Annotated in this window: 16 protein-coding genes; 7 read left to right on the forward strand and 9 right to left on the reverse strand. The window is 67.5% G+C overall.

From position 1 onward, the window contains the following. Window positions 1–8: 8 nt before the first annotated feature. Window positions 9–1091, reverse strand: coding sequence for a carboxylate-amine ligase (locus ACZ7KI_RS11785; RefSeq protein WP_470273104.1), 1083 nt, complete (start codon window positions 1089–1091; stop codon window positions 9–11). 71 nt (window positions 1092–1162) lie between these two features. Here ACZ7KI_RS11785 and ACZ7KI_RS11790 point away from each other — a divergent pair, with 71 nt between their 5' ends. Continuing rightward, window positions 1163–1522, forward strand: coding sequence for a hypothetical protein (locus tag ACZ7KI_RS11790; protein WP_470273105.1), 360 nt, complete (start codon window positions 1163–1165; stop codon window positions 1520–1522). 844 nt (window positions 1523–2366) lie between these two features. On the opposite strand, the gene ACZ7KI_RS11795 is transcribed toward ACZ7KI_RS11790, so the two are convergent. After that, entirely contained in the window at window positions 2367–3824 is a 1458-nt protein-coding gene (locus ACZ7KI_RS11795; RefSeq protein ID WP_470273106.1) for an aminotransferase class I/II-fold pyridoxal phosphate-dependent enzyme, read from the reverse strand. Window positions 3825–3936: 112 nt separating this feature from the next. Further along, window positions 3937–4863, reverse strand: a complete 927-nt coding sequence (locus ACZ7KI_RS11800; protein ID WP_470273107.1) for a universal stress protein — start codon at window positions 4861–4863, stop codon at window positions 3937–3939. A 104-nt stretch (window positions 4864–4967) separates the two neighbouring features. Between ACZ7KI_RS11800 and ACZ7KI_RS11805 the strand changes: the two genes are divergently transcribed. Then, the gene (locus ACZ7KI_RS11805) at window positions 4968–5357 is read left to right on the forward strand and encodes an STAS domain-containing protein (protein WP_470273108.1); all 390 of its coding nucleotides are present in this window, start codon (window positions 4968–4970) and stop codon (window positions 5355–5357) included. 7 nt (window positions 5358–5364) lie between these two features. Here the strand turns inward: ACZ7KI_RS11805 and ACZ7KI_RS11810 are convergent, their stop codons facing one another. The 4 genes from ACZ7KI_RS11810 to ACZ7KI_RS11825 all read right to left on the reverse strand — a co-directional run bounded on the left by ACZ7KI_RS11810 (window position 5365) and on the right by ACZ7KI_RS11825 (window position 9849). Continuing rightward, window positions 5365–6609, reverse strand: a complete 1245-nt coding sequence (locus tag ACZ7KI_RS11810) for a PucR family transcriptional regulator (protein ID WP_470273109.1) — start codon at window positions 6607–6609, stop codon at window positions 5365–5367. Window positions 6610–6701: 92 nt separating this feature from the next. Continuing rightward, window positions 6702–7103, reverse strand: a complete 402-nt coding sequence (locus ACZ7KI_RS11815) for an STAS domain-containing protein (protein ID WP_470273110.1) — start codon at window positions 7101–7103, stop codon at window positions 6702–6704. A 204-nt stretch (window positions 7104–7307) separates the two neighbouring features. After that, window positions 7308–9488: an ATP-binding protein gene (locus ACZ7KI_RS11820; protein WP_470273111.1), complete on the reverse strand. Its 2181-nt coding sequence runs from the start codon at window positions 9486–9488 to the stop codon at window positions 7308–7310. A gap of 202 nt (window positions 9489–9690) precedes the next feature. Next, window positions 9691–9849: a hypothetical protein gene (locus tag ACZ7KI_RS11825; RefSeq protein ID WP_465461662.1), complete on the reverse strand. Its 159-nt coding sequence runs from the start codon at window positions 9847–9849 to the stop codon at window positions 9691–9693. A gap of 263 nt (window positions 9850–10112) precedes the next feature. Between ACZ7KI_RS11825 and ACZ7KI_RS11830 the strand changes: the two genes are divergently transcribed. Then, the gene (locus ACZ7KI_RS11830) at window positions 10113–11102 is read left to right on the forward strand and encodes a hypothetical protein (protein ID WP_470273112.1); all 990 of its coding nucleotides are present in this window, start codon (window positions 10113–10115) and stop codon (window positions 11100–11102) included. A 121-nt stretch (window positions 11103–11223) separates the two neighbouring features. Here ACZ7KI_RS11830 and ACZ7KI_RS11835 read toward each other — a convergent pair whose 3' ends face one another. Then, window positions 11224–13923 carry a hypothetical protein gene (locus ACZ7KI_RS11835; protein WP_470273113.1) on the reverse strand — a complete coding sequence of 900 codons (2700 nt, stop codon included), beginning with the start codon at window positions 13921–13923 and terminating at the stop codon, window positions 11224–11226. Here ACZ7KI_RS11835 and ACZ7KI_RS11840 point away from each other — a divergent pair. From ACZ7KI_RS11840 to shbA, 3 genes are read left to right on the forward strand one after another with little or no spacing between them, the layout of a single operon-like run. Then, complete coding sequence (locus ACZ7KI_RS11840) at window positions 13894–14223, forward strand: hypothetical protein (RefSeq protein ID WP_470273114.1); 330 nt, start codon at window positions 13894–13896, stop codon at window positions 14221–14223. The genes ACZ7KI_RS11835 and ACZ7KI_RS11840 overlap by 30 nt on opposite strands. 52 nt (window positions 14224–14275) lie before the next feature. Then, on the forward strand, window positions 14276–14710 hold the full coding sequence (locus tag ACZ7KI_RS11845; protein WP_470273115.1) for a hypothetical protein: 435 nt from the start codon (window positions 14276–14278) through the stop codon (window positions 14708–14710). A 5-nt stretch (window positions 14711–14715) separates the two neighbouring features. After that, on the forward strand, window positions 14716–15366 hold the full coding sequence (gene shbA, locus ACZ7KI_RS11850; RefSeq protein ID WP_470273116.1) for an RNA polymerase sigma factor ShbA: 651 nt from the start codon (window positions 14716–14718) through the stop codon (window positions 15364–15366). 28 nt (window positions 15367–15394) lie between these two features. Here shbA and ACZ7KI_RS11855 read toward each other — a convergent pair whose 3' ends face one another. After that, a complete protein-coding gene (locus ACZ7KI_RS11855; protein WP_470273117.1) occupies window positions 15395–16330 on the reverse strand; it encodes an SEFIR domain-containing protein in 936 nt (311 codons plus the stop codon). A 234-nt stretch (window positions 16331–16564) separates the two neighbouring features. Between ACZ7KI_RS11855 and ACZ7KI_RS11860 the strand changes: the two genes are divergently transcribed. Next, window positions 16565–17158 carry a toll/interleukin-1 receptor domain-containing protein gene (locus tag ACZ7KI_RS11860; protein WP_470273118.1) on the forward strand — a complete coding sequence of 198 codons (594 nt, stop codon included), beginning with the start codon at window positions 16565–16567 and terminating at the stop codon, window positions 17156–17158.

Here is a 17158-nt window from a genome sequence, read left to right on the forward strand (position 1 = left end):
GCCGCGGCTCACTCCGGCCGCACGGCCAGCAGCTCGACGACGTCCTCGGCTCGGTTCCGTTCCGCGAACCGGGCCCGCTGCCGGTCCGCTCCGCTCCCGCCCTCGACGAGCCGGGCACAGCCTTCCCGGACGAAGTCGAAGTCGCCGTTCTCTTTGAGCGCGGCGGCCGCGAACGCGACGACGTCGTCGAGCACCTCGGTGGCGGGGGCGAGGTCTCCGGTGCGGGGATGGGGGCAGCGGCCGGACAACCCTTCCCGCGAAGCCCGCCAGAGGTGCGCTCGCAGGACTTCGTTGGGCAGGTCGGCCGGGCGTTCGTCCGAGTCGAGGATCGTGGCGACCATGCCGCGGATCAGCACACCGAGCAGAGCCGCTTCCCCGGGGGTGGCCGCGACGTCGGAGAACCGGAACTCCAGTGTCGGCTGGCTCTCGGAGAGCCTTACGTCCCAATAGATCATCTTGCGGTCGAGGATCGCACCCGCGCGCAGCCAGGCGTCCACGATGCTTTCGTAGTGGTCCAGCGACGTGAAGGCGGGCGGTGGCCCGGCCGACGGCCACCGGCTCCACTGCTGGTAACGCCAGCTGCTGTAGCTGGTGTCGTAGCCGTCGCAGATGGCGGAGTTCGCGGTGACCGTCAGCAAGGCGGGCAACCAGGGGCGGACCCGCGCGATCACCCGGATGCCGGTCTCGCGGTCGGGGATGGCGATGTGGACGTGGCAGCCGCAGGTGTGCGAGGTGCGGGCGGTGGCCCCGAAATGTTCGGCCATCCGCTCGTAGCGTGGATTCGGCGTGATGGTCGGGAGTTCGCTTTCCGCCAGCGGGACGCTTCCGCACGGCAGCAGGCGGCAGTCACGCCGGGCGGCGGCAGTGGCCAGGTCCGCGCGAAGGTTCCGAAGCTGCCGCAGGGCCTCGTCGTGCGTGGTGCAGATGTCCGTGGCCGATTCGGCCTGTGAGCGGGTGAGTTCGTGCTGAAGCTCGCCCTCGTCTTCGTCCGCGGCGTCGACGACCATGTCACCCGCCGGGGCCAGGTGGCCGTCGCGGCCCACGACGAAGAACTCTTCCTCGATACCGAACGTGAGAACGTCGTCTTTCACCTGCGGCAGATACCCGGGGTATGCGCTGGGCAAACGTGTTTTCCGCCAGACGAAAAGGGGTACATCACGGCATGGAACCCATGTCGGCGGAGCCGTCGTATCTGCTGGCCGCACAGGCCGGGACCGTAGTACGCCGTCTGTACCGGCGCGTGCGGGAGGGTGAGGCCGACACCCCGGCCGACCTCGTCCGGACGATCGGCGCGCTGCGGCGGCTGGCCGACGACCTCGCCCACGTGCTGCCCGGTTTGCAGGATCAGCTGGAGGACCGGCTGCTGTCCGGCGAAGTCGGCTCGGCCGACGCGCCGGGTGAGGCGTGGGACAAGGTGGCGAGCGTCGGCTTCGCGCTCACCCAAGCCCGTGCGGGAAGTCTTCTGATGGCGGAGGAATTGGGCGCTTCGCAGCGGATGCTCGGGGAACTCAGCGCACGTTGAGCGGTGGGCCGGGTTGGTCGTGAGTGGCGATTCGGGTTGGGCCGAGGGGGTCTTAGGTACCTACTGAATGTGGTGGCCCAGGTGGCCGCAGGATCCGTGAAGGCCTCCTTGCCTATTCTGAAGGCAGGGTTCCGGCAAAGTCGCGATCTTGCAGGTCAGGCGACTATTCCTGCACTGTCACGGGCCGCGCACCAGCGGCGGAGGCGGAGGCGGAGTTTGATTCTGGGCACCAGCGGGCTTCAGTGTCCACAAGGGACACCACCAGCTGATCGACTGTCCGATTGATGTCGCTAAATACGTTTCCGTGCGGGGTCGTGAGTGTTAATGAGGGTTAGAACGACCCAAATCACTCACGACCCCCTCGTGAAACCCCGCAACTCGCCCAAATCGGGCACGCTTGTCTCGAAAAGTGTCCCTTATGGACAGTCGGGAGCCAGGTGAGGCCCCTTTTACGTGAACCCGCTCCCGCCGGGTACGCCACGACACGTTCGCCTTGACCCGCTCTGGTAATGGAGCCGACCAGCAGTTATGCGACTTCGCCGGGACCCTGACTTGAAAGTAGGGAAGGAGGCCTTCACGGACTATGCGATCGCCATCCGCGGCCTCAGCAACACCACCAGCCCAGTAGTCACACCTCCCCAAGTACATGAAGGACCCCTTCACTGCGCCTGGCGCCAGGGTTCCGGCAAAGTCGAGATCTTGCAGTTCAGGCGGCTGTTCCTGCGCTGTCACGGGGTCGCGCGCACCGGAGCCAAGGTAGGGCATCAGACCGCAGCGCGGCCGATACCGCACGCAACACGCCACGGTTGCCTTACCCAATAACCCGAATCGCCACTCACGACCATCACGCGCGGGCGACCACCCGGATTGACTTCAGTTCCGCGTCCGCCGGATCGGGCAGTTCCATTCCCGCGGCCAGGCCGCTGCGCAGGTAGTCCAGTATCGGTTCGGTCAGCACCTCGCCGGGCAGGACGGCGGGCGCTCCCGGCGGGTAGGGCGTGATCATCTCGGCGCAGATCCGGCCGACGGCGCGGTCGGCCGACACCTGTTCCGCCGGTCCGAAGAAGGCGTCACGCGGCAGCATCGCCGTCTCGAGCTCGAATTCACCGGGATCGGGGATGTGCACTTCGGGCGGAGTCGGCAGGTCGGCCTCGGTCAGCGCTTCGAGCGCGTCGAGGAGGACGGTCGCCGTCTTCTCGTCGTCGGAATGGTTGAACTGCGCGACGATCCTGCGATGGTCCGACAAACCCACGGTGACGTCGCGGTGCTCCCGCAGCCAGTCCGCGGCCTGATACCCACTGATCCCGAGGCCGCGGAGGTCCACCACCACCTTGAGCGGATCGACGGAATCGGCCAGCCGCGGGCCGAGGAATTCATCATGCAGCACCCGGAGGCCGCCGATCTCGGCGACGCGCTGCCGCACCGAGGACACCAGCGTCAGTGCGGCGGTGAGCAACTCCTTGCCCTGTAAGGCCATCTGCCGTCGCCAGCCGTCGAGCGTGGCGTACACCAGCGAACTCGGGCTGGTCGTGCCCAGCAGGTCCTCCCGCGCCTTGAGCACGTTCGGATCGACGCGGTCGCCCTGGAGGTGGAACACCGAACTCTGCTCGACCGCCGCCCCCATCTTGTGCACGCTGGTCACGCAGACGTCGGCGCCCGCGTTCATCGCCCATGGCGGCAGCTCGTCGTGGAAGGGCAGGTGCGCTCCCCACGCCTCGTCGACGATCAGGGGGATACCGCGTTCATGGCAGGCGTCGGCGACCGCGCGGATGTCGCCGCAGGTGCCGTAGTCGGTCGGCGTCACCATGAGCGCGCCCTTGACCTCGGGGTCCTCTTCGAACGCGGCCGCGTACTCCTGCGGGCCCGGCGGGTGGGTCAGATGCTGTTCGGTGTCCCAGCGCGGCCGCACCCATACCGGGCGGACACCGCTGATGATCAGTCCCGAGATCACGGATTTGTGCACGTGCCGGGGGACGAGCAGCTTTTCGTGCGGGCCGGCGACCGACAGCATCGCGCTCTTGACCGAGAGCGAACTGCCGCAGGTCGAGAAGAAGGTGTGGTCCGCGCTGACGGCGTCGGCCATCAGTTTCTGCGCTTCGGCGAGGACACCAGCGCGCATCAACCGGTCGTCGAGCCCGTTGAGCGCGATGACGTCCGACGCGAACACGTCCGGTCCGACCACTTCGAGTACCCGCGGGTCGACGCCCCGACCCTGCTTGTGCCCAGGCGCGTTGAACGGCACGAAGCCGCGGTCACGGTAATCGCGCAACGCCTCGAGCACCGGTGCCCTGCGATGATCCATACGACCGGGGTAACCCCTGACCGAATCGCCGAAACCCCTCGAAAGAGGGGACCACGTTCTCGCCCGATCGAGGGTCCGCGTTGGCCTGTCTTCTTCGTCGCCGGGATCGAACCTAGGCGCGGACCACCGCGACGGGGCAGCGCGCGTGGTGGAGGGCGTCGTCGCTGACCGAGCCGAGCAGCAGCCGCCGCAGCGGGCCGTGCTCGCTCCGGCCGAGCACCAGCAGGGCCGCGTCCGAGGACTGTCCGGTCAGTGCCTGCCCGGCGGGCCCGATACCGTGCACGACCTCCACGGCCACCTGCGGGAAACGCTCGCGCAGGGGTTTCAGCTGACGGTCGACCAGCTCGTCGGAGATCTCCTGGGGCACCGCGGGGGCCGGATCGACAATCGGGCCGCCGAGCAGCGGTTCGCTCGTCGGTCCCCAGACCGGGATCCGTGCGACGTGGACCGCGTGCACCGCCAAGCCGTGGCGCGCCGCGAAGTCGAACGCGAAGCCGGCCGCGGCGGAACTCTGCTCGGAGCCGTCGGTGCCGAGCACCACCGGCCCGCCGGGGGCGGATTCTTCACCGCGGACGACGATGACCGGCCGTCCGGCGGTCCTGGTCACTTCGGCTTCGGTCGACCCCAGCACCGCACGGGTGAAGACGCCGGTGTGGGATTCGCCGAGCACGATCATCGCGGCGTCCGTCTCGTCGGCGATCGAGGTCAGCACCGCCTCCGGGGTCCCGCCGCGGACGACCGTCCGGACGTCGAGGCCGGGATCGGTGCGATAAATGGCTTCGGCCATCGAGCCGAGCTGCCGTCGCGCCGGTTCCACCGCGGCCGCCTCGTCTGCGGCCTCCGGAACGGCTCCCGCGAGCGGGGCGGCCACCAGGTCGGCGCCGGGCGGAGGCAGGCGGTCGTACGCGCAATAGCCGAGCACCAGGCCGCAACCCCGGGTCTTCGCTTCGGTGAGTGCCCAGCGTACGGCCCGCCGGGCCTCGATCGATCCGTCGAACCCGACCACCACCGGGCCCGCACCGGTCTGCGCGGTGGACATCGCCATCACCTCCCGATCCGCTCCGGGATACCCGTTCCGCGCGGTTTTCATGCAGCGGTGCACGGCGCTGTTTCACCGCGCGCCGGACCTGGGTATCTCCAGATATGACTTCCGGCACGACCCATCCGAAGCTCGCGCTCCTGGTGCCTGAGGAGCTGCAGCCGTTCGAAGGCGCGGAGGGGCGGTTACGGCTGCGCGTGAGCAGGCCGACCCGGGGGACCGCCGTGATCAAGGCGAGCGGCGAAGTCGACCTCGACACCGCGCCCCGGCTCTGGGAGCTGCTCAGCGAACGGCTGCGCGGCAACGGCACGAAACTGGTCGTCGACCTGTCCGAGATCCGCTTCTTCGGTACGACAGGGATGCGGGTGCTGCAACGGGCGCAGTTGCTCGCCGACGAGACCGAAACCCTCTTCTTCGTCTTCCCCGGGGACTGCCGCTCGGTGCGCCGTCTGCTCGATCTCTGCGAAGGAGCCGACATCCGGACCCTCCAGTAACCGGAGTTCAGCCCCGCCCGGTCGCCGAACGGGCGGCGAGCGCCGCGTTCAGCAACGCGATGTGCTCGAGCCGGGTGGGATCGAGGCCGGTCAGGTCGGCGATCCGGCGCAGCCGGTAGTCGACGGTGTTGGGGTGAACGTGGAGGGCCGCGGCGGTCTGCCGTCGTCCGCCGCAGCGGAGGAAGGTCTCCACTGTCTGCAAGAGTTCTTCGTTACCGTCCAACGGATCCAACCGCGTGGCCAGCCGGTCGAGTGCCGGGCCAGGGCGCGACAGCTGGTATTCGAGCAGGACGTCGTCGAGCCGGTAGAGCCCCGGCGGCCTGCCCGCGGCGGTCGCCACCGCGAGCACGTCCTGTGCCAGCTTCGCCGCGGCGGAAACGCGAGCCGGTCCCGCGGCAGCGGCCCCGACGGTGAGTTCGGCGCCGGCCGCGCGGGCGACATCGGCAAGTACCCGCTCCAGCCGCGACCAGTCGCGTGTGGACAGTTCCTCGACGGCGGTTTCGTGCGGCAGCAAGACAATGCCGCCTTCGGGCGTGAGCGACGTCAGGACCGTGCCCCGGATCTGGCGCTCCAGCTCGACCCGCAGCCGCCGCAATTTCCGGCGTCCGGCGACCAGCGGATCGACACCGCCTGACTCCTCGTCGGGATGCGCCCCGACGGACACCGCGAGGACGAGGTAGCAAGGCGGCAGGCGCAAGCCGACCTGCCCGGCGGCGACGTCGGCCGGTTCGCCGTCGAGCAGGGCGGAAAGCACCGTGTGCCGCGCCGAGCGCTCGTCGTCGAACATCGTCTGCCGCTCGTCGAGGTAGCCCGCGCCGACCGCGGGCGTGACTACTTCGAGGTAGCGCAGCGTGAGCGCGTTGACGGCGAGGACGTCGGCGACCTCCTCCGGGCGCGCGTCCGGGGTGAGCGACTCCCAGACCACCTGGATGCCGACGTGGTACGCGGTGAGCACCAGGTCGATCGGGATGCCCTCTTCCGCACGACGGGCGGCGGATTCGCGGAGGAAGTCGAGCTCCTCCTGCGGCGGAGTCGCCCCGGTGCGGAGGGTACCGATGAACGAACGCATGTTCTGTTCGATCACCTGGGTGATGTCCCCGCTGAGCTCCTCGACCGGCAACAGGCCGTACGCGGGGATCCGGGACACGATCTCGGTGAGAACCGTCTTCGTGAGCGACGGCAGGCGCTCGGCCAGCCGTTCCGCCAGTGGCGTGCCGCCGATACGGAAACCTGGACCCTTGTCACCCGTCACAGCAGCCCATCATGGCAGCCGAGGTGCCGAGCGGTGAGCTTCCCCGAGGTCTTACTCGGCCACGCCGGCGAGCAGGCACCCAGGGCCGGGCGTCAGCGAGTGAGCGCGTCCCGGGCCGATTCGAGGGTCGGATGCACGTTGAAGACGGCGTCGAGGCCGAGGAGGGCCATCGGGCGCAGCAAGGCTCGTTCCTGCGTGACCAGGATGAACGGGACACCTGCCTCGTCGGCCTTCGCCCGGATCTGGACGAAGGCGGTGAAGCCGGACGAATCACAGAACGTGACCTTGGACAGGTCCGCGATCAGCGCCGCGGGGGCGAACCGGAGTTCCTCCTCCAGGGTCTGCCGCAGGCCATCGGAGACGGCAAGATCGATTTCACCGGAAACGGTGACCACCGTATCGGTGTCGGACGCGGTGACCGAGACGTCTAGAGGGGACACGAATCTCCGGGGTGCAGGGGGCCGTTCGGTGGCCGGTGCGCGATAGTCGGTCAAGTTGACTCCTTGCCGGTACGGGGGCCCGGCTGGTGCCCGGTGCGGGCATACCGGACCCGAAAGAAAGGGCCCGGCGGCTGGTGTCTGAACCGCGACAGGGCAACCGTATCAGTCTCGTGGCCCGACCCGCTGGATGAGCGCTTCCCGGCCGGTCACGGCCACCGAACAGGGGATGTTCGCCCGTCGATCCGGCGGACCGCGCCGCTACGCCATCCGCACCCGCGCCTCGCCGACCATGACCTGATCGAGATCGGGGTGGATTTCATCGGCTCGGTCCCACAGCTCGGCCGCCTGTACAGCGGAGCCTTCGGCTGCCGCCACATTGCCTAGGCCCGTGTACGCGCGAGCGGTCTCGTAAGAGCTGCCGCAGCCTTCGGCGCGGTCCGCGGCGGCGCGATAGGCAGAGGCCGCGAGGTCGTGGCGCTCCGCGTGGTACCAGGCCCAGCCCGCGCAGTTCAGAGCCATCGCGGCGTCGAGATCCAGGCCGAGTTCGTCGAAGACGGACAACGTTTCGACGGCGAGCGCCGCGGCCTCGGCTGCCTGCCCGAGCGCGGTCAGTACCAGCGCGATCCCGCGGCCGGTGATCGCGGCGTTGCGGCGATTGCCCTGATGGAGGTAGAACGCGTGTGCCTGTCGGAGGTCCCGGAGCGCGTCGTGGTGCTTGCCCCGGTAGTGGTCGGCCCAGCCGCTGTGCGCCAGCGCTGTGCTCTCCCCGTGGCCGTCATTGATACGCCGGAAGAGCGCGAGCGCTTCGCCGTAGCGCGCCGACGCCTCGTCGAGGTCGCCGCGATCGACGAAGGCGACCCCCAGGTTGGCCGTGGTGGTGGCGAGCGCCCACGTGTCCCCGATGGTCTCGGCGGATGCCTGTGCCCAGCGATGGGTTTCGAGCCAGGGGTCCCAGAGCTTGGTCGCGAAGAAGAAATCGCGCAGGAAGTAGGCCAGCTGCCAGCACCTCTCGTGCTCGCCGCGTTCGCCTGCCGTCCGGCACAGGGCGACAAGTCCCGGCCATTCGGCGTGGAACCAGGACATCGCCATCTCACTGTCGTCCAGCCGGACAGGCTCCGGGATTTCCGGGTCGAAGGCGAGCTCCGGGACGAAGCGGTACGGGGTGAGCACCTTGTCGGCCTGAGCGGCACTTCGTACCGCGAAAGCGGTAAGCCTGCTGAATGCTTTCATTCCGTCCTCCGTGTCGGTGAGTACGAATTCAGCCGCGAACACCCGCAGCAGATCATGGAATCCGTAGCGGTCGGATTCTGGTTGGGTGAGCAGATGTGCTTCGTGAAGGCGTTCCAGCAAGCGATCGGTCTCCCGAAGCGAAAGCGCGCTCAGTGCGCTGGCGGTATGGATGTCGAGGTCGGTCCCGGGATGGACGGTGAGGAGACCGAAGAGCCGTGATTCGGCGGAAGTCAGCTGCCGTACGGACAGCTGGAACGCGGCGGCGAGCGTTCGTTCGCCGTCGTCCAGCTCGCCGAGACGAGCGGTTTCGTCGTCGAGGCGGCGGTCGAGTTCCGCGACGTCCCATGCCGGATGCGCGCGGAACCTCGCCGCGGCGATCCGGATCGCGAGCGGGAGCCGGGCGCACCGTTGGACCACCCGGGTGACCACGGCTCCGGCGGGAACACCGGTGACAGTGGTGAAAAGGTCGACCGCGGCGGCCAGCGGGAGCATGTCCAAGGCGACGTGCTCGGCGTCGTCGAGCGCGCTCAACCTGGACCTGCTGGTGATCAGTACCCGGCACTTCGGCTCGGCGGGAAGCAGCGGACGTACCTGAGCCGCGTTGACGGCGTTGTCGAACACCAGGAGAAGACTGCGACCGCGGAGCCGCGATCGGTACAGCGCGGCCCGATCGTCCGGATCGGCCGGGATGCGGTCGACCGGAACGCCGAGCACGCGCAACACTCTGTCGTGCACCGCGGTGGGGTCACCGCCTTCGTGGCCGCGCAGATCGATGAACAGACAGCCGTCGGCGAACCCGGATTCCAGCCGATGCGCGCACCGCACGGCGAGTTCGGTCTTGCCGACACCGCCCATGCCGGAGATGACGCAGACACCGCCGTCGGCTTCGAGCGCCGCGCGGATCGCCCGCAGTTCCACTGTCCGGCCCGTGAAGGCGGACGTCGTCGACGGTAATCCGGACGGCCGTACGTCGGGTCGTGTCCTGCGTCGCACGGGCTCGCCCGGCAACAGGGGGGTCAGCGTCCCTTCCACGCCGAGTTCGGCTTCGCATAACGCGGCGAGGGCCGGATTCGGTGTGGCGAGCCCGGTTTCGACCTTGCTGAGAAAACCCTTGCTGTAGTGGGTGCGAGCGGCGAGTTCGGTCAGTGAAAAACCCGCCGCTTTGCGGCGGCGTCTCAGCTCGGCTCCGAACGTGGCTCTCTCGTTCATCAGCACCCATCCTCGTCGGAGGATCAGTATGGCCGGGAGGACAATGCCGCGGCGGCCTCCGTCGTCGGCCGGGGCGCCGGCCGGGTCAAGGGACCCGGCCGGCGGCTGCGCGCACAGCCCGTGGTCGTGGATCATCGCCGTCCTCAGCCGAAGACGAGGCCGAGCAGGGCCAGGATCAGGTCGATGGCGTGGGTCTGCATGGTCAGTCCACCTCCTTTCCGTGCGTGGCGACCGCGGGTTCGACCGGGTTCGCCGGCGCGGTTCCCTGTGCGCTGCCGAGCCCCACTCCGATAAGGAGCGCGACCAACCCCAGCCAGAAAGCCAGCCGTACGAGCAGCGAAAACGAGCACTCGACCTTCATTCCGACTCCTTCGTGGGCGTGCCAGGGCAGCACTCGACAACGCGGGAAAACCGCTGGTTCGGGTGTTATTCGCCGCGAAATCGAGGCGGCTCACCAAGAATGCGATGTCCACCGGCGTGCGCCAAGGAGTTTCCTGTTTCCCGTATGGGTGGGAAAGGGAAACCCAAAATAACGATCGGCGATATACCGCCGTGACCGGCTGGACACAGCCGTCCGTGCTGACGACTATTGACCACCGTGCTTGAACCACTAGGGGAGGACTGGTGAACATCAGCGCTGCGGACCTGGCAGGCGAATTGAAGCTGCTCCGGCGGGGCAGGGGAATTGCGGCACCTCAGCTCGCCGAACGTGCCGGGCCCGCGCTGCGCGCGGTCTGCGGTATGGCCGAAGACGACGAAAACGCGGAGATCAGGAGGAGGATGACCGAATGCCTGTCCGAGTGGACGCTCTCCCTGCCGGATGATCTGCGCACGGCCGTGCTGGCCGCGTTCGGGCTGCATCCGGAGGCGGTGAACCCGTTCTACCAGGACCGGGTGCGCTGGCTGGCCAGATATCTCGAGCGTGACGACCGGACCGCGCGCCGTCGCATCGACGAAGGCTTGGAACGGCTCGCCGAGGCCGCCGCGGCATCCACAAGCGAATCCGGCGCGGCGGCGTCGGCTCAGCCGAGCAGGCGTTGGCACACCGAGGAGTTGCGAGTGACCCTGGCACTCGATCAGCCGGTGCCGGAGGCCTTCGAATTCCGCCGGATCGTCGCGGACGCCGACGACATCGCCGAGCTGGATGTCGCGCTGACCCTGACCAACTCGGTCTATCAGGGCGAAGCCATCGGCTCCGATGATCTTCGCGTCGACGTCTTCCACGGTGGACGCCTTGCCGGGCGCGTGATGGAGTCCACCGATCGTGTCGGGCTGTCGTTACAATTACCCGCACCGCTTCAGCGGCACGGTAAGCATGAAATCGCGTTGCGGTTCAGAGCGAACATCACGGACCCGCATTTCGTCTGCGTTCCCCGGCACCCGGTCGATCTGTTCGACCTGCACGTTCGGTTCGCCATGCCGATCCCGGGTGAAGTCGTGCAGTTGGAGCGGGTCTTCCAGGACGACGCGAGTGACGACGCAACGCGGGGGATCCCTTTGACGCCGGACCGTTCCGGAGAAATCCACGTCAAGTTCCGGAAACTCGCGCCGGGGTTCGCCTATGGAGTGCGCTGGAAAACCTTGGATCCGGGCTTGCCCGGCTCGGTGAACTGACGGCCGGGCAGGGCGGTGAGAGACCGGCTCCGTGTTGTAGGCGGCGACCGAGCCTGACTCCGGCCGGAGTCGAATGAACCCGTAGCCGGTAGCGCACGGCCACTCCGCCTGCCATGCGTCATCAGTCTTTCCGTGCGCTTGTGCCGAACATTTGTTCGACCGTGAACGGCGTGGACACGAGGGGGTGGGGAAGCCGGATCACCCGTTGCGCCGCGATCGCCTTCGTCGACAATTCGGTCGCGTCGCCGAGCGCGGCGACGATGTCGGTCGCGGCGCCGTCGACCAGTTCCGTGGCGCGCCGGTACTGGTCGCGTCCGCTGAAGGCGAGCGCGATTCCGAGATCGAGCCTGCTTTCCAGGGTTTCCGGATGCGTCAAGCCCAGCAGCCGGATCTGTGGCTGGAGGATGTCTTCGAGAAGATCGGCCTGGCGGCCGAACTCGCGCAACTGCCCATGTGCCACTGCCATGCCGTGCCTGATCCGGTACCGCAGCCGGTGTTCGCCTCCAAGGACCCGGAGGACGGTCTGTTCCGTCATGCTCAGCACGCGCAAGGCCTGTGTCGGCTTGCCCAGAGCCAGAAGCGCGCGATCGGCCATGGCCGCGACGGTCAAGGTCAGCGGATTCTCGGCGCCGTAGCGTTTTTCGTACGCGCTTTCGAGTTCTCGCAGTTCCGTGGTGGAGCGGTCCGGACGAAGGTCTCGCAGGTCGAGGGCGACCGTGGCTTCCGCCTGCAGTAATTCCGCTTCGGTACACCGGAAATGCCGTTTCCTGCCGGTGGAGTGAAAGATCGCGGCCACCTCCGCCGCGACTTGGCGTGCCCGCATCGGATGGCCGTCGAGCAGCAGGGCACGGGCATATTCGAGCAGTGCCGATGGCAGGACGTCGTCGCGCAGTGGCCCGGATAGGGTGGCTCGAAGCTCCGGCAAGATCGCGTCGAGTGCGGTGATGGACTCACGGGGTCGGCCACGCAGGCGGAACGCCTGTGCGCTCGCCACGACCAGGGGGAACCGGTCCTCGCCGCCGCTCGCGAACCGGCCGCCGTACTCGCGCCAGAACGTCCGGTCACCGGCGTCGTAGTCACCTTGGTAGTCGAGAGCCTGTGCGGCGATCAACCTGGCCGTGTACCGCTCGTCCTCGACGCTCGCCAGCGTCGATGCCCAGCGGGCGTGCCTGACGGCCTCCGGGTAGAGCCCGCAAGCGGTCTCGACGCGTGCCGCGAGGGCGAAGTCGTTGCTCGTCGCCCCTTCGGTGGCCAGGATCATGGCGTGGATTTCGCCGGCGGCCAGCGGATCCCCTTGTTTTTCGTGAGCGACCGCGATCGGGCGCAGCAGCCGGATCCGGTGTGCCGGGGAGGTGCGTTCGGCGAGGGTTCGGGCATGTTGGAGCAAGAAGTCCCGATACTCGGCACGGTCGTCGGAAAGAAGCCTTAGCAAGGCTTTCGCCGCGGACTCCGGCAGATCGCCCGGCGCGAGTTCTGCCTTGGCCACCTCGGCGACGAGCGGTTGCAGTCGCAGCCCGCCGTCCACTCGCGAGACGACACAATGCGCCTCCAGTTCTTCGACGGCTCCCGTGAAATCACGTCCGTCGGCGAACGTGAGGACGTCATGGGCGAGGCCTTCCGGAAAGGGGACCGGTGCCAGGAGGCTGCCCAGCCGGACGAGGCCGGACGCGAGCGGACCGAAGCCGCCGAGAAGATCTCGGATCGCCTGAGGGGCGGTGTCCGGTCGGGTGGCGAGGGAAACGTCGTCGAGCGGTCCCGGCCGGTGCCGAACGGCCGACGCGTTGGCGCGCACCGTGATCGGATGCCCGCCGCAGCGCTCGACGAGACGCAGCACCGCGTTCCGTTCGGCGTCATCGGCAGGCGCGCGATACTCGCTGAACAGCCGGAGTCCCTCGTCCGGGGACAACCCGGTCAGGTCCACCGCCGCGACATCCCACGGGGAACGCGCCGCCCGGCTGGTGATCACCGTGGACACTCCGGACGCGGGAAGCAGCATTCGGTCGAGCACGTGCGGCGGGAGTCCGGCCGGAACATCATCGATGAGGACGAGGACTCGCTTCCCCTCGGCATCGAGTCGCTCGGCGACATGGTGGCGTAGCCGGTCGAGGTCCATGCCGGACACGTCGACGCTCAGCCGTTCCGCGGTCACTCGGGCCAGCGCGAGGTGAAACTGGGAAAGGACCTCTTCGGGAGCGTGATGCCCGAATGGGCCCAACCTGATCACCCCGCCGTCGAAAGCGTGGTGGAAGAGGTAGGCGTACTGCTCGGCCAACGCGGTCTTGCCGACACCCGGCAGGCCCCGCAGCATCAGGACCGGCCGGGGATACGGCTTCATAGCTGGGGACTCGGCGGCGTACAGACCACTGTGGACAGCCCAGAGTTCGCGATATCTTCCGATCATCCGCGGCGTCGGCAGTCGCCTGGGCGCCCTGTTCCAGGCGCCGAGTGGATGCCCGGCATCGGCCACCTTGCGCCGGACACGCTCGACCAGTGCGGGCATGGTCTCCGGCGTGACCGGCCCGGTGAAGAACTTCGCGTCGGCCAGTTCCACGGGTGCGATGTGCCCGCCGCCGGGCTCAGGATCGATGACGAGCACCCGATTCTCCGGAGCGCCGTGGCACCTCGCGGCGAGAAAACCGGCGGTCAGCTCCCATTGGCAGGTGTAGTCGGCCGGAAGGACAGGGGAGTAGTACACGAGCAGGACCCGTGAGCAGGCGATCGCGTCGGCGAGTCCGCGAGTGATCGGGGCGAACTCGTCGACGACGGTGCCCCGGAAAACACGGAGTCCCGCGTGGCGAAGCGCCGCTTCGATCTCGACCACCCGCGCTGCGCCTTCAGGATCGGCTCGGGTGAAACACAGGAAGACATCGAAACGATCCGAGCTGCGGGCATCGGACAGGCCATGGTCGGGATCGGGCATCTGCGTTCTCTCCCAGTGGTCGTGTCGGTCGGCTGCGCAAGGATCGGTCACGGACACCATTTCGCTACCGGCGAGGGTGTGGATACGAGAACTGTCCTTGTTTTGACGGGTCTTTGGCGGAATCCGTCAAGAACCCGCGACTGCGGGTATTTCGGCAACGGACAAAAGGGGGACAAGAACGCGCAGGTCGCAACACCGTGACCCGGCTGGTCGATTATCGAGGCATTCGAACCGTGACCGCCCGGGAGAGAGCATGGGAATCGCCACCGACACCGCGAGCGAGGGGAACGGCGCGACCGGTGCCCTGATCGTCGTCGTGATCATCCTTCTGTACCTGGGCTACATCGCCTTCAAGAGACACGGTTTCCGGCCGAGGCGCGTGGAAACGACACTGAGCGGGCAGCAACTGCGTCACGCCTTCAAGAAGAAGGTCGCGAGAAACGGCTGGTCGATCGCGGACGACGGTAATCCGATCATCGCCCAGTCCACAGTGGTCGGCGGAATACGGCAGCGGATCTCCCTGAGAATCTCCGAGGCGAACGGGCGGACGGTCGGTGAACTGGCCGCGATCCTCGACGGCAAGAACACCTTCAGTGGCACGACGAAGGCGTACACCCTTCGGTGGCGGATGAATGCCTTCATCGGGCAGGTCCGCCGACTCGATTCCAGTGCGAAAGTGATGGGCTGAATCCGATGACGACCATTGAAACCCGCCCGGTCGGCGACGAGCTCAGGGGCTACCGCACCTTGGAGACCGCGCCGCGACCGTCGGGCCGGATGACCAAAGAGGTGCTCGACCCGCTCGTCGTCGCGGCGAAGACCGGCGATCCGGACGCGGTGCACACCTTGCTGGCCGTCGTGAAACCGGCGCTGGTGCGCTATTGCCGCGCGCGGATGGGTGGACGCGATCTTTCCTACCTGTCGGCCGACGATGTCGCGCAGGAGGTGTGCCTCGCGGTCTTCAGGATGCTGCCGGCGTACGAGGATCGGGGAGGCTCGTTCATCTACCTCGTCCGGGCGATCGCGGCCAACAAGGTTGCCGACGCCTTCCGCACGGTGTCCCGTGACCGGTCCGACCCCGTTCCGGAACTGCCGGAAGCCGGACCGGTCCGCAACGAGCCGGAGAGTCACATGCTCGACGTCGACCTCGGTGCCCGGCTCGGCAAGCTCGTCGCCACGCTCCCGAGGCTGCAGCAGGAGGTCCTCACGCTTCGGATCGTCGTCGGGATGACCGCGACCGAGACCGCGGCGGCGCTCGGGCTCACGCCGGGCAACGTCCGGGTCAAGCAGCACCGGGCGTTGGTGAAGCTCCGCGAACTGGCTCAGGAGGAAGACGACTTCTGAGGCGGCCACGATGTGGCTCGGCAGCCTGCTACTCCAGGGTGGGATCGCCCCAGGCCAGCTCCGGTAACCACTTGTGGTCCGTGGTGCCCGGGCGGTAGAACTCCAGCCGCAGCACCAGCACGCCGGTGATGTCGACCTCGATCTTGGCCGGTTTCCCCAGTGCCACCTTGACTTCCGGCGAAGGGCTTCCGTCGAGGAGGATGCGGAAGTGACCTACCTGGAAAGGTTCGGTGGCATCGTCGAGAACACCGGCGACCGCAGTGAACCGCCGGTAGGCCATTCCGAGGTCCACTTCGACGAAAGCGAGTCGCTCGGCCGCTCTGAAGACGATGCTGTCCCCGTAGTGCACGTCGCTGATCCGCGCGCTCTCCGTCCGGAGGTGCGGGCTGCAGTCTCGCCATTCCAGTCCGGTCGCCAGCGAGGACAGGCGAGGCCCGACGACGCTCGCCGCGCCTCCGCGCCACTGCCCGCGCTCGGGCCGCTGATGCCGGGCCCGTCCGGTGATCGCGGCCAGCAGATCCTCCACGCCGTCCTCGGTGAACGCCTCGATCTGGTACCTGGTGGTGGAGAACGGGTTGAGGAAGTTCGGGATGTCCTCGACCGACTGCTGAGGGAACACGACCGGAAGCACTCGCCTGACCTCGCGGCCGAGGTCCTGGGTCAGCCGGTCGCGGAGCCGCGCCGCCTCGAACTGGGAACCCCGCCCCACATGGGGTGCCGCCGTTCCCTCGGCCCGGCGTTTGTATTCCGGGGATGCGATGACGATGACGAAATTCGCCGTGTCGAGGTGCTTCAACGCCCATAACGACCAGTCGCGACGCTCGCCGTCGTCCCATTGGTCGAGGTGTACCTCCAGGCCGATCCGGCTGCGCAGGAAATCCGCGAAGCGGCGGACCCGCTCCTTATGTTCCGGTGAATCGTGTGCGTAAGTGACGAACACGTGCGGCGCCTCGTTGTCGGCCATCGATACTCCTGTCCTGCGAAGGGATCCGGGTGGTCGCATTCTTGACGATCGCGCGCGCCGGCGCACTCTTTGTCTCCCGCTTGTCATCTTTCTGTCTTTCCCGTCCCCGGCAATGTCCATGACAGCCTCGCGGGCGTGGTCGTGTCCAGTTTTTGTCGTGTTTTTGTACCTTTTTCGAGAGGGTCGTCGCCCCCTACGATCAGTGCTGTCCAGCAGCCGGGGTGTGAAGGAGCAATGGCGCTCGTGTACGAGTACCACGTGTTCATCAGCTATCGCCGTGGCGGAGGTGACGCCCCGGACTGGGTTCGGAATCACTTCCACCCTCGGTTGCAGAGACTTCTGGACGACAATGTCGACTATGACGTCAAGATATTTCTGGATGACAGCGTTCCCGTCGGGGGGAAATGGCCTCAGGAGGTTCGGGACGCGTTGCAACGCACTCGGATACTGATCCCGGTTTGTTCCCCGAAGTATTTCCGTGACGAGTGGTGTCTCGCCGAATGGCACACCATGGCGAAACGAGAGGAATTCGTCGCAAGGGATGGCGCGATGAAGGCGGGCAGGCTGATCTACCCGGTGATCTTCAGCGACTCCGAAAACTTTCCGAACTATGCCCACGAGCGCCGGATGCGTAGTTTCCGGAGCTGGAATCAGCCGCATCCGCAGTATCAGAACACCGACGAGTACCTCGACTTCAACCGTGAGATGGAGCGGATGGTCCAGGAGCTGGTGTCGATCATCGAGCAGGCGCCTCCGTGGTGTCCGGAATGGCCGGTGGAGACCCCGCCGCCCGACCAGCCCAAACCGCCGAAACTGCCGAGGTTCTGA

The sequence above is a fragment of the Amycolatopsis sp. NPDC039088 genome, from assembly GCF_055598845.1.

Excerpts from the sequence above, each read along its gene's own strand:
- shbA (WP_470273116.1), top strand. The coding sequence starts at position 14,716 with ATGACGACCATTGAAACCCGCCCGGTCGGCGACGAGCTCAGGGGCTAC.
- ACZ7KI_RS11825 (WP_465461662.1), bottom strand. The coding sequence starts at position 9,849 with ATGAAGGTCGAGTGCTCGTTTTCGCTGCTCGTACGGCTGGCTTTCTGG.
- ACZ7KI_RS11860 (WP_470273118.1), top strand. The coding sequence starts at position 16,565 with ATGGCGCTCGTGTACGAGTACCACGTGTTCATCAGCTATCGCCGTGGC.
- ACZ7KI_RS11845 (WP_470273115.1), top strand. The coding sequence starts at position 14,276 with ATGGGAATCGCCACCGACACCGCGAGCGAGGGGAACGGCGCGACCGGT.
- ACZ7KI_RS11820 (WP_470273111.1), bottom strand. The coding sequence starts at position 9,488 with ATGAACGAGAGAGCCACGTTCGGAGCCGAGCTGAGACGCCGCCGCAAA.
- ACZ7KI_RS11855 (WP_470273117.1), bottom strand. The coding sequence starts at position 16,330 with ATGGCCGACAACGAGGCGCCGCACGTGTTCGTCACTTACGCACACGAT.
- ACZ7KI_RS11790 (WP_470273105.1), top strand. The coding sequence starts at position 1,163 with ATGGAACCCATGTCGGCGGAGCCGTCGTATCTGCTGGCCGCACAGGCC.
- ACZ7KI_RS11800 (WP_470273107.1), bottom strand. The coding sequence starts at position 4,863 with ATGTCCACCGCGCAGACCGGTGCGGGCCCGGTGGTGGTCGGGTTCGAC.
- ACZ7KI_RS11795 (WP_470273106.1), bottom strand. The coding sequence starts at position 3,824 with ATGGATCATCGCAGGGCACCGGTGCTCGAGGCGTTGCGCGATTACCGT.
- ACZ7KI_RS11805 (WP_470273108.1), top strand. The coding sequence starts at position 4,968 with ATGACTTCCGGCACGACCCATCCGAAGCTCGCGCTCCTGGTGCCTGAG.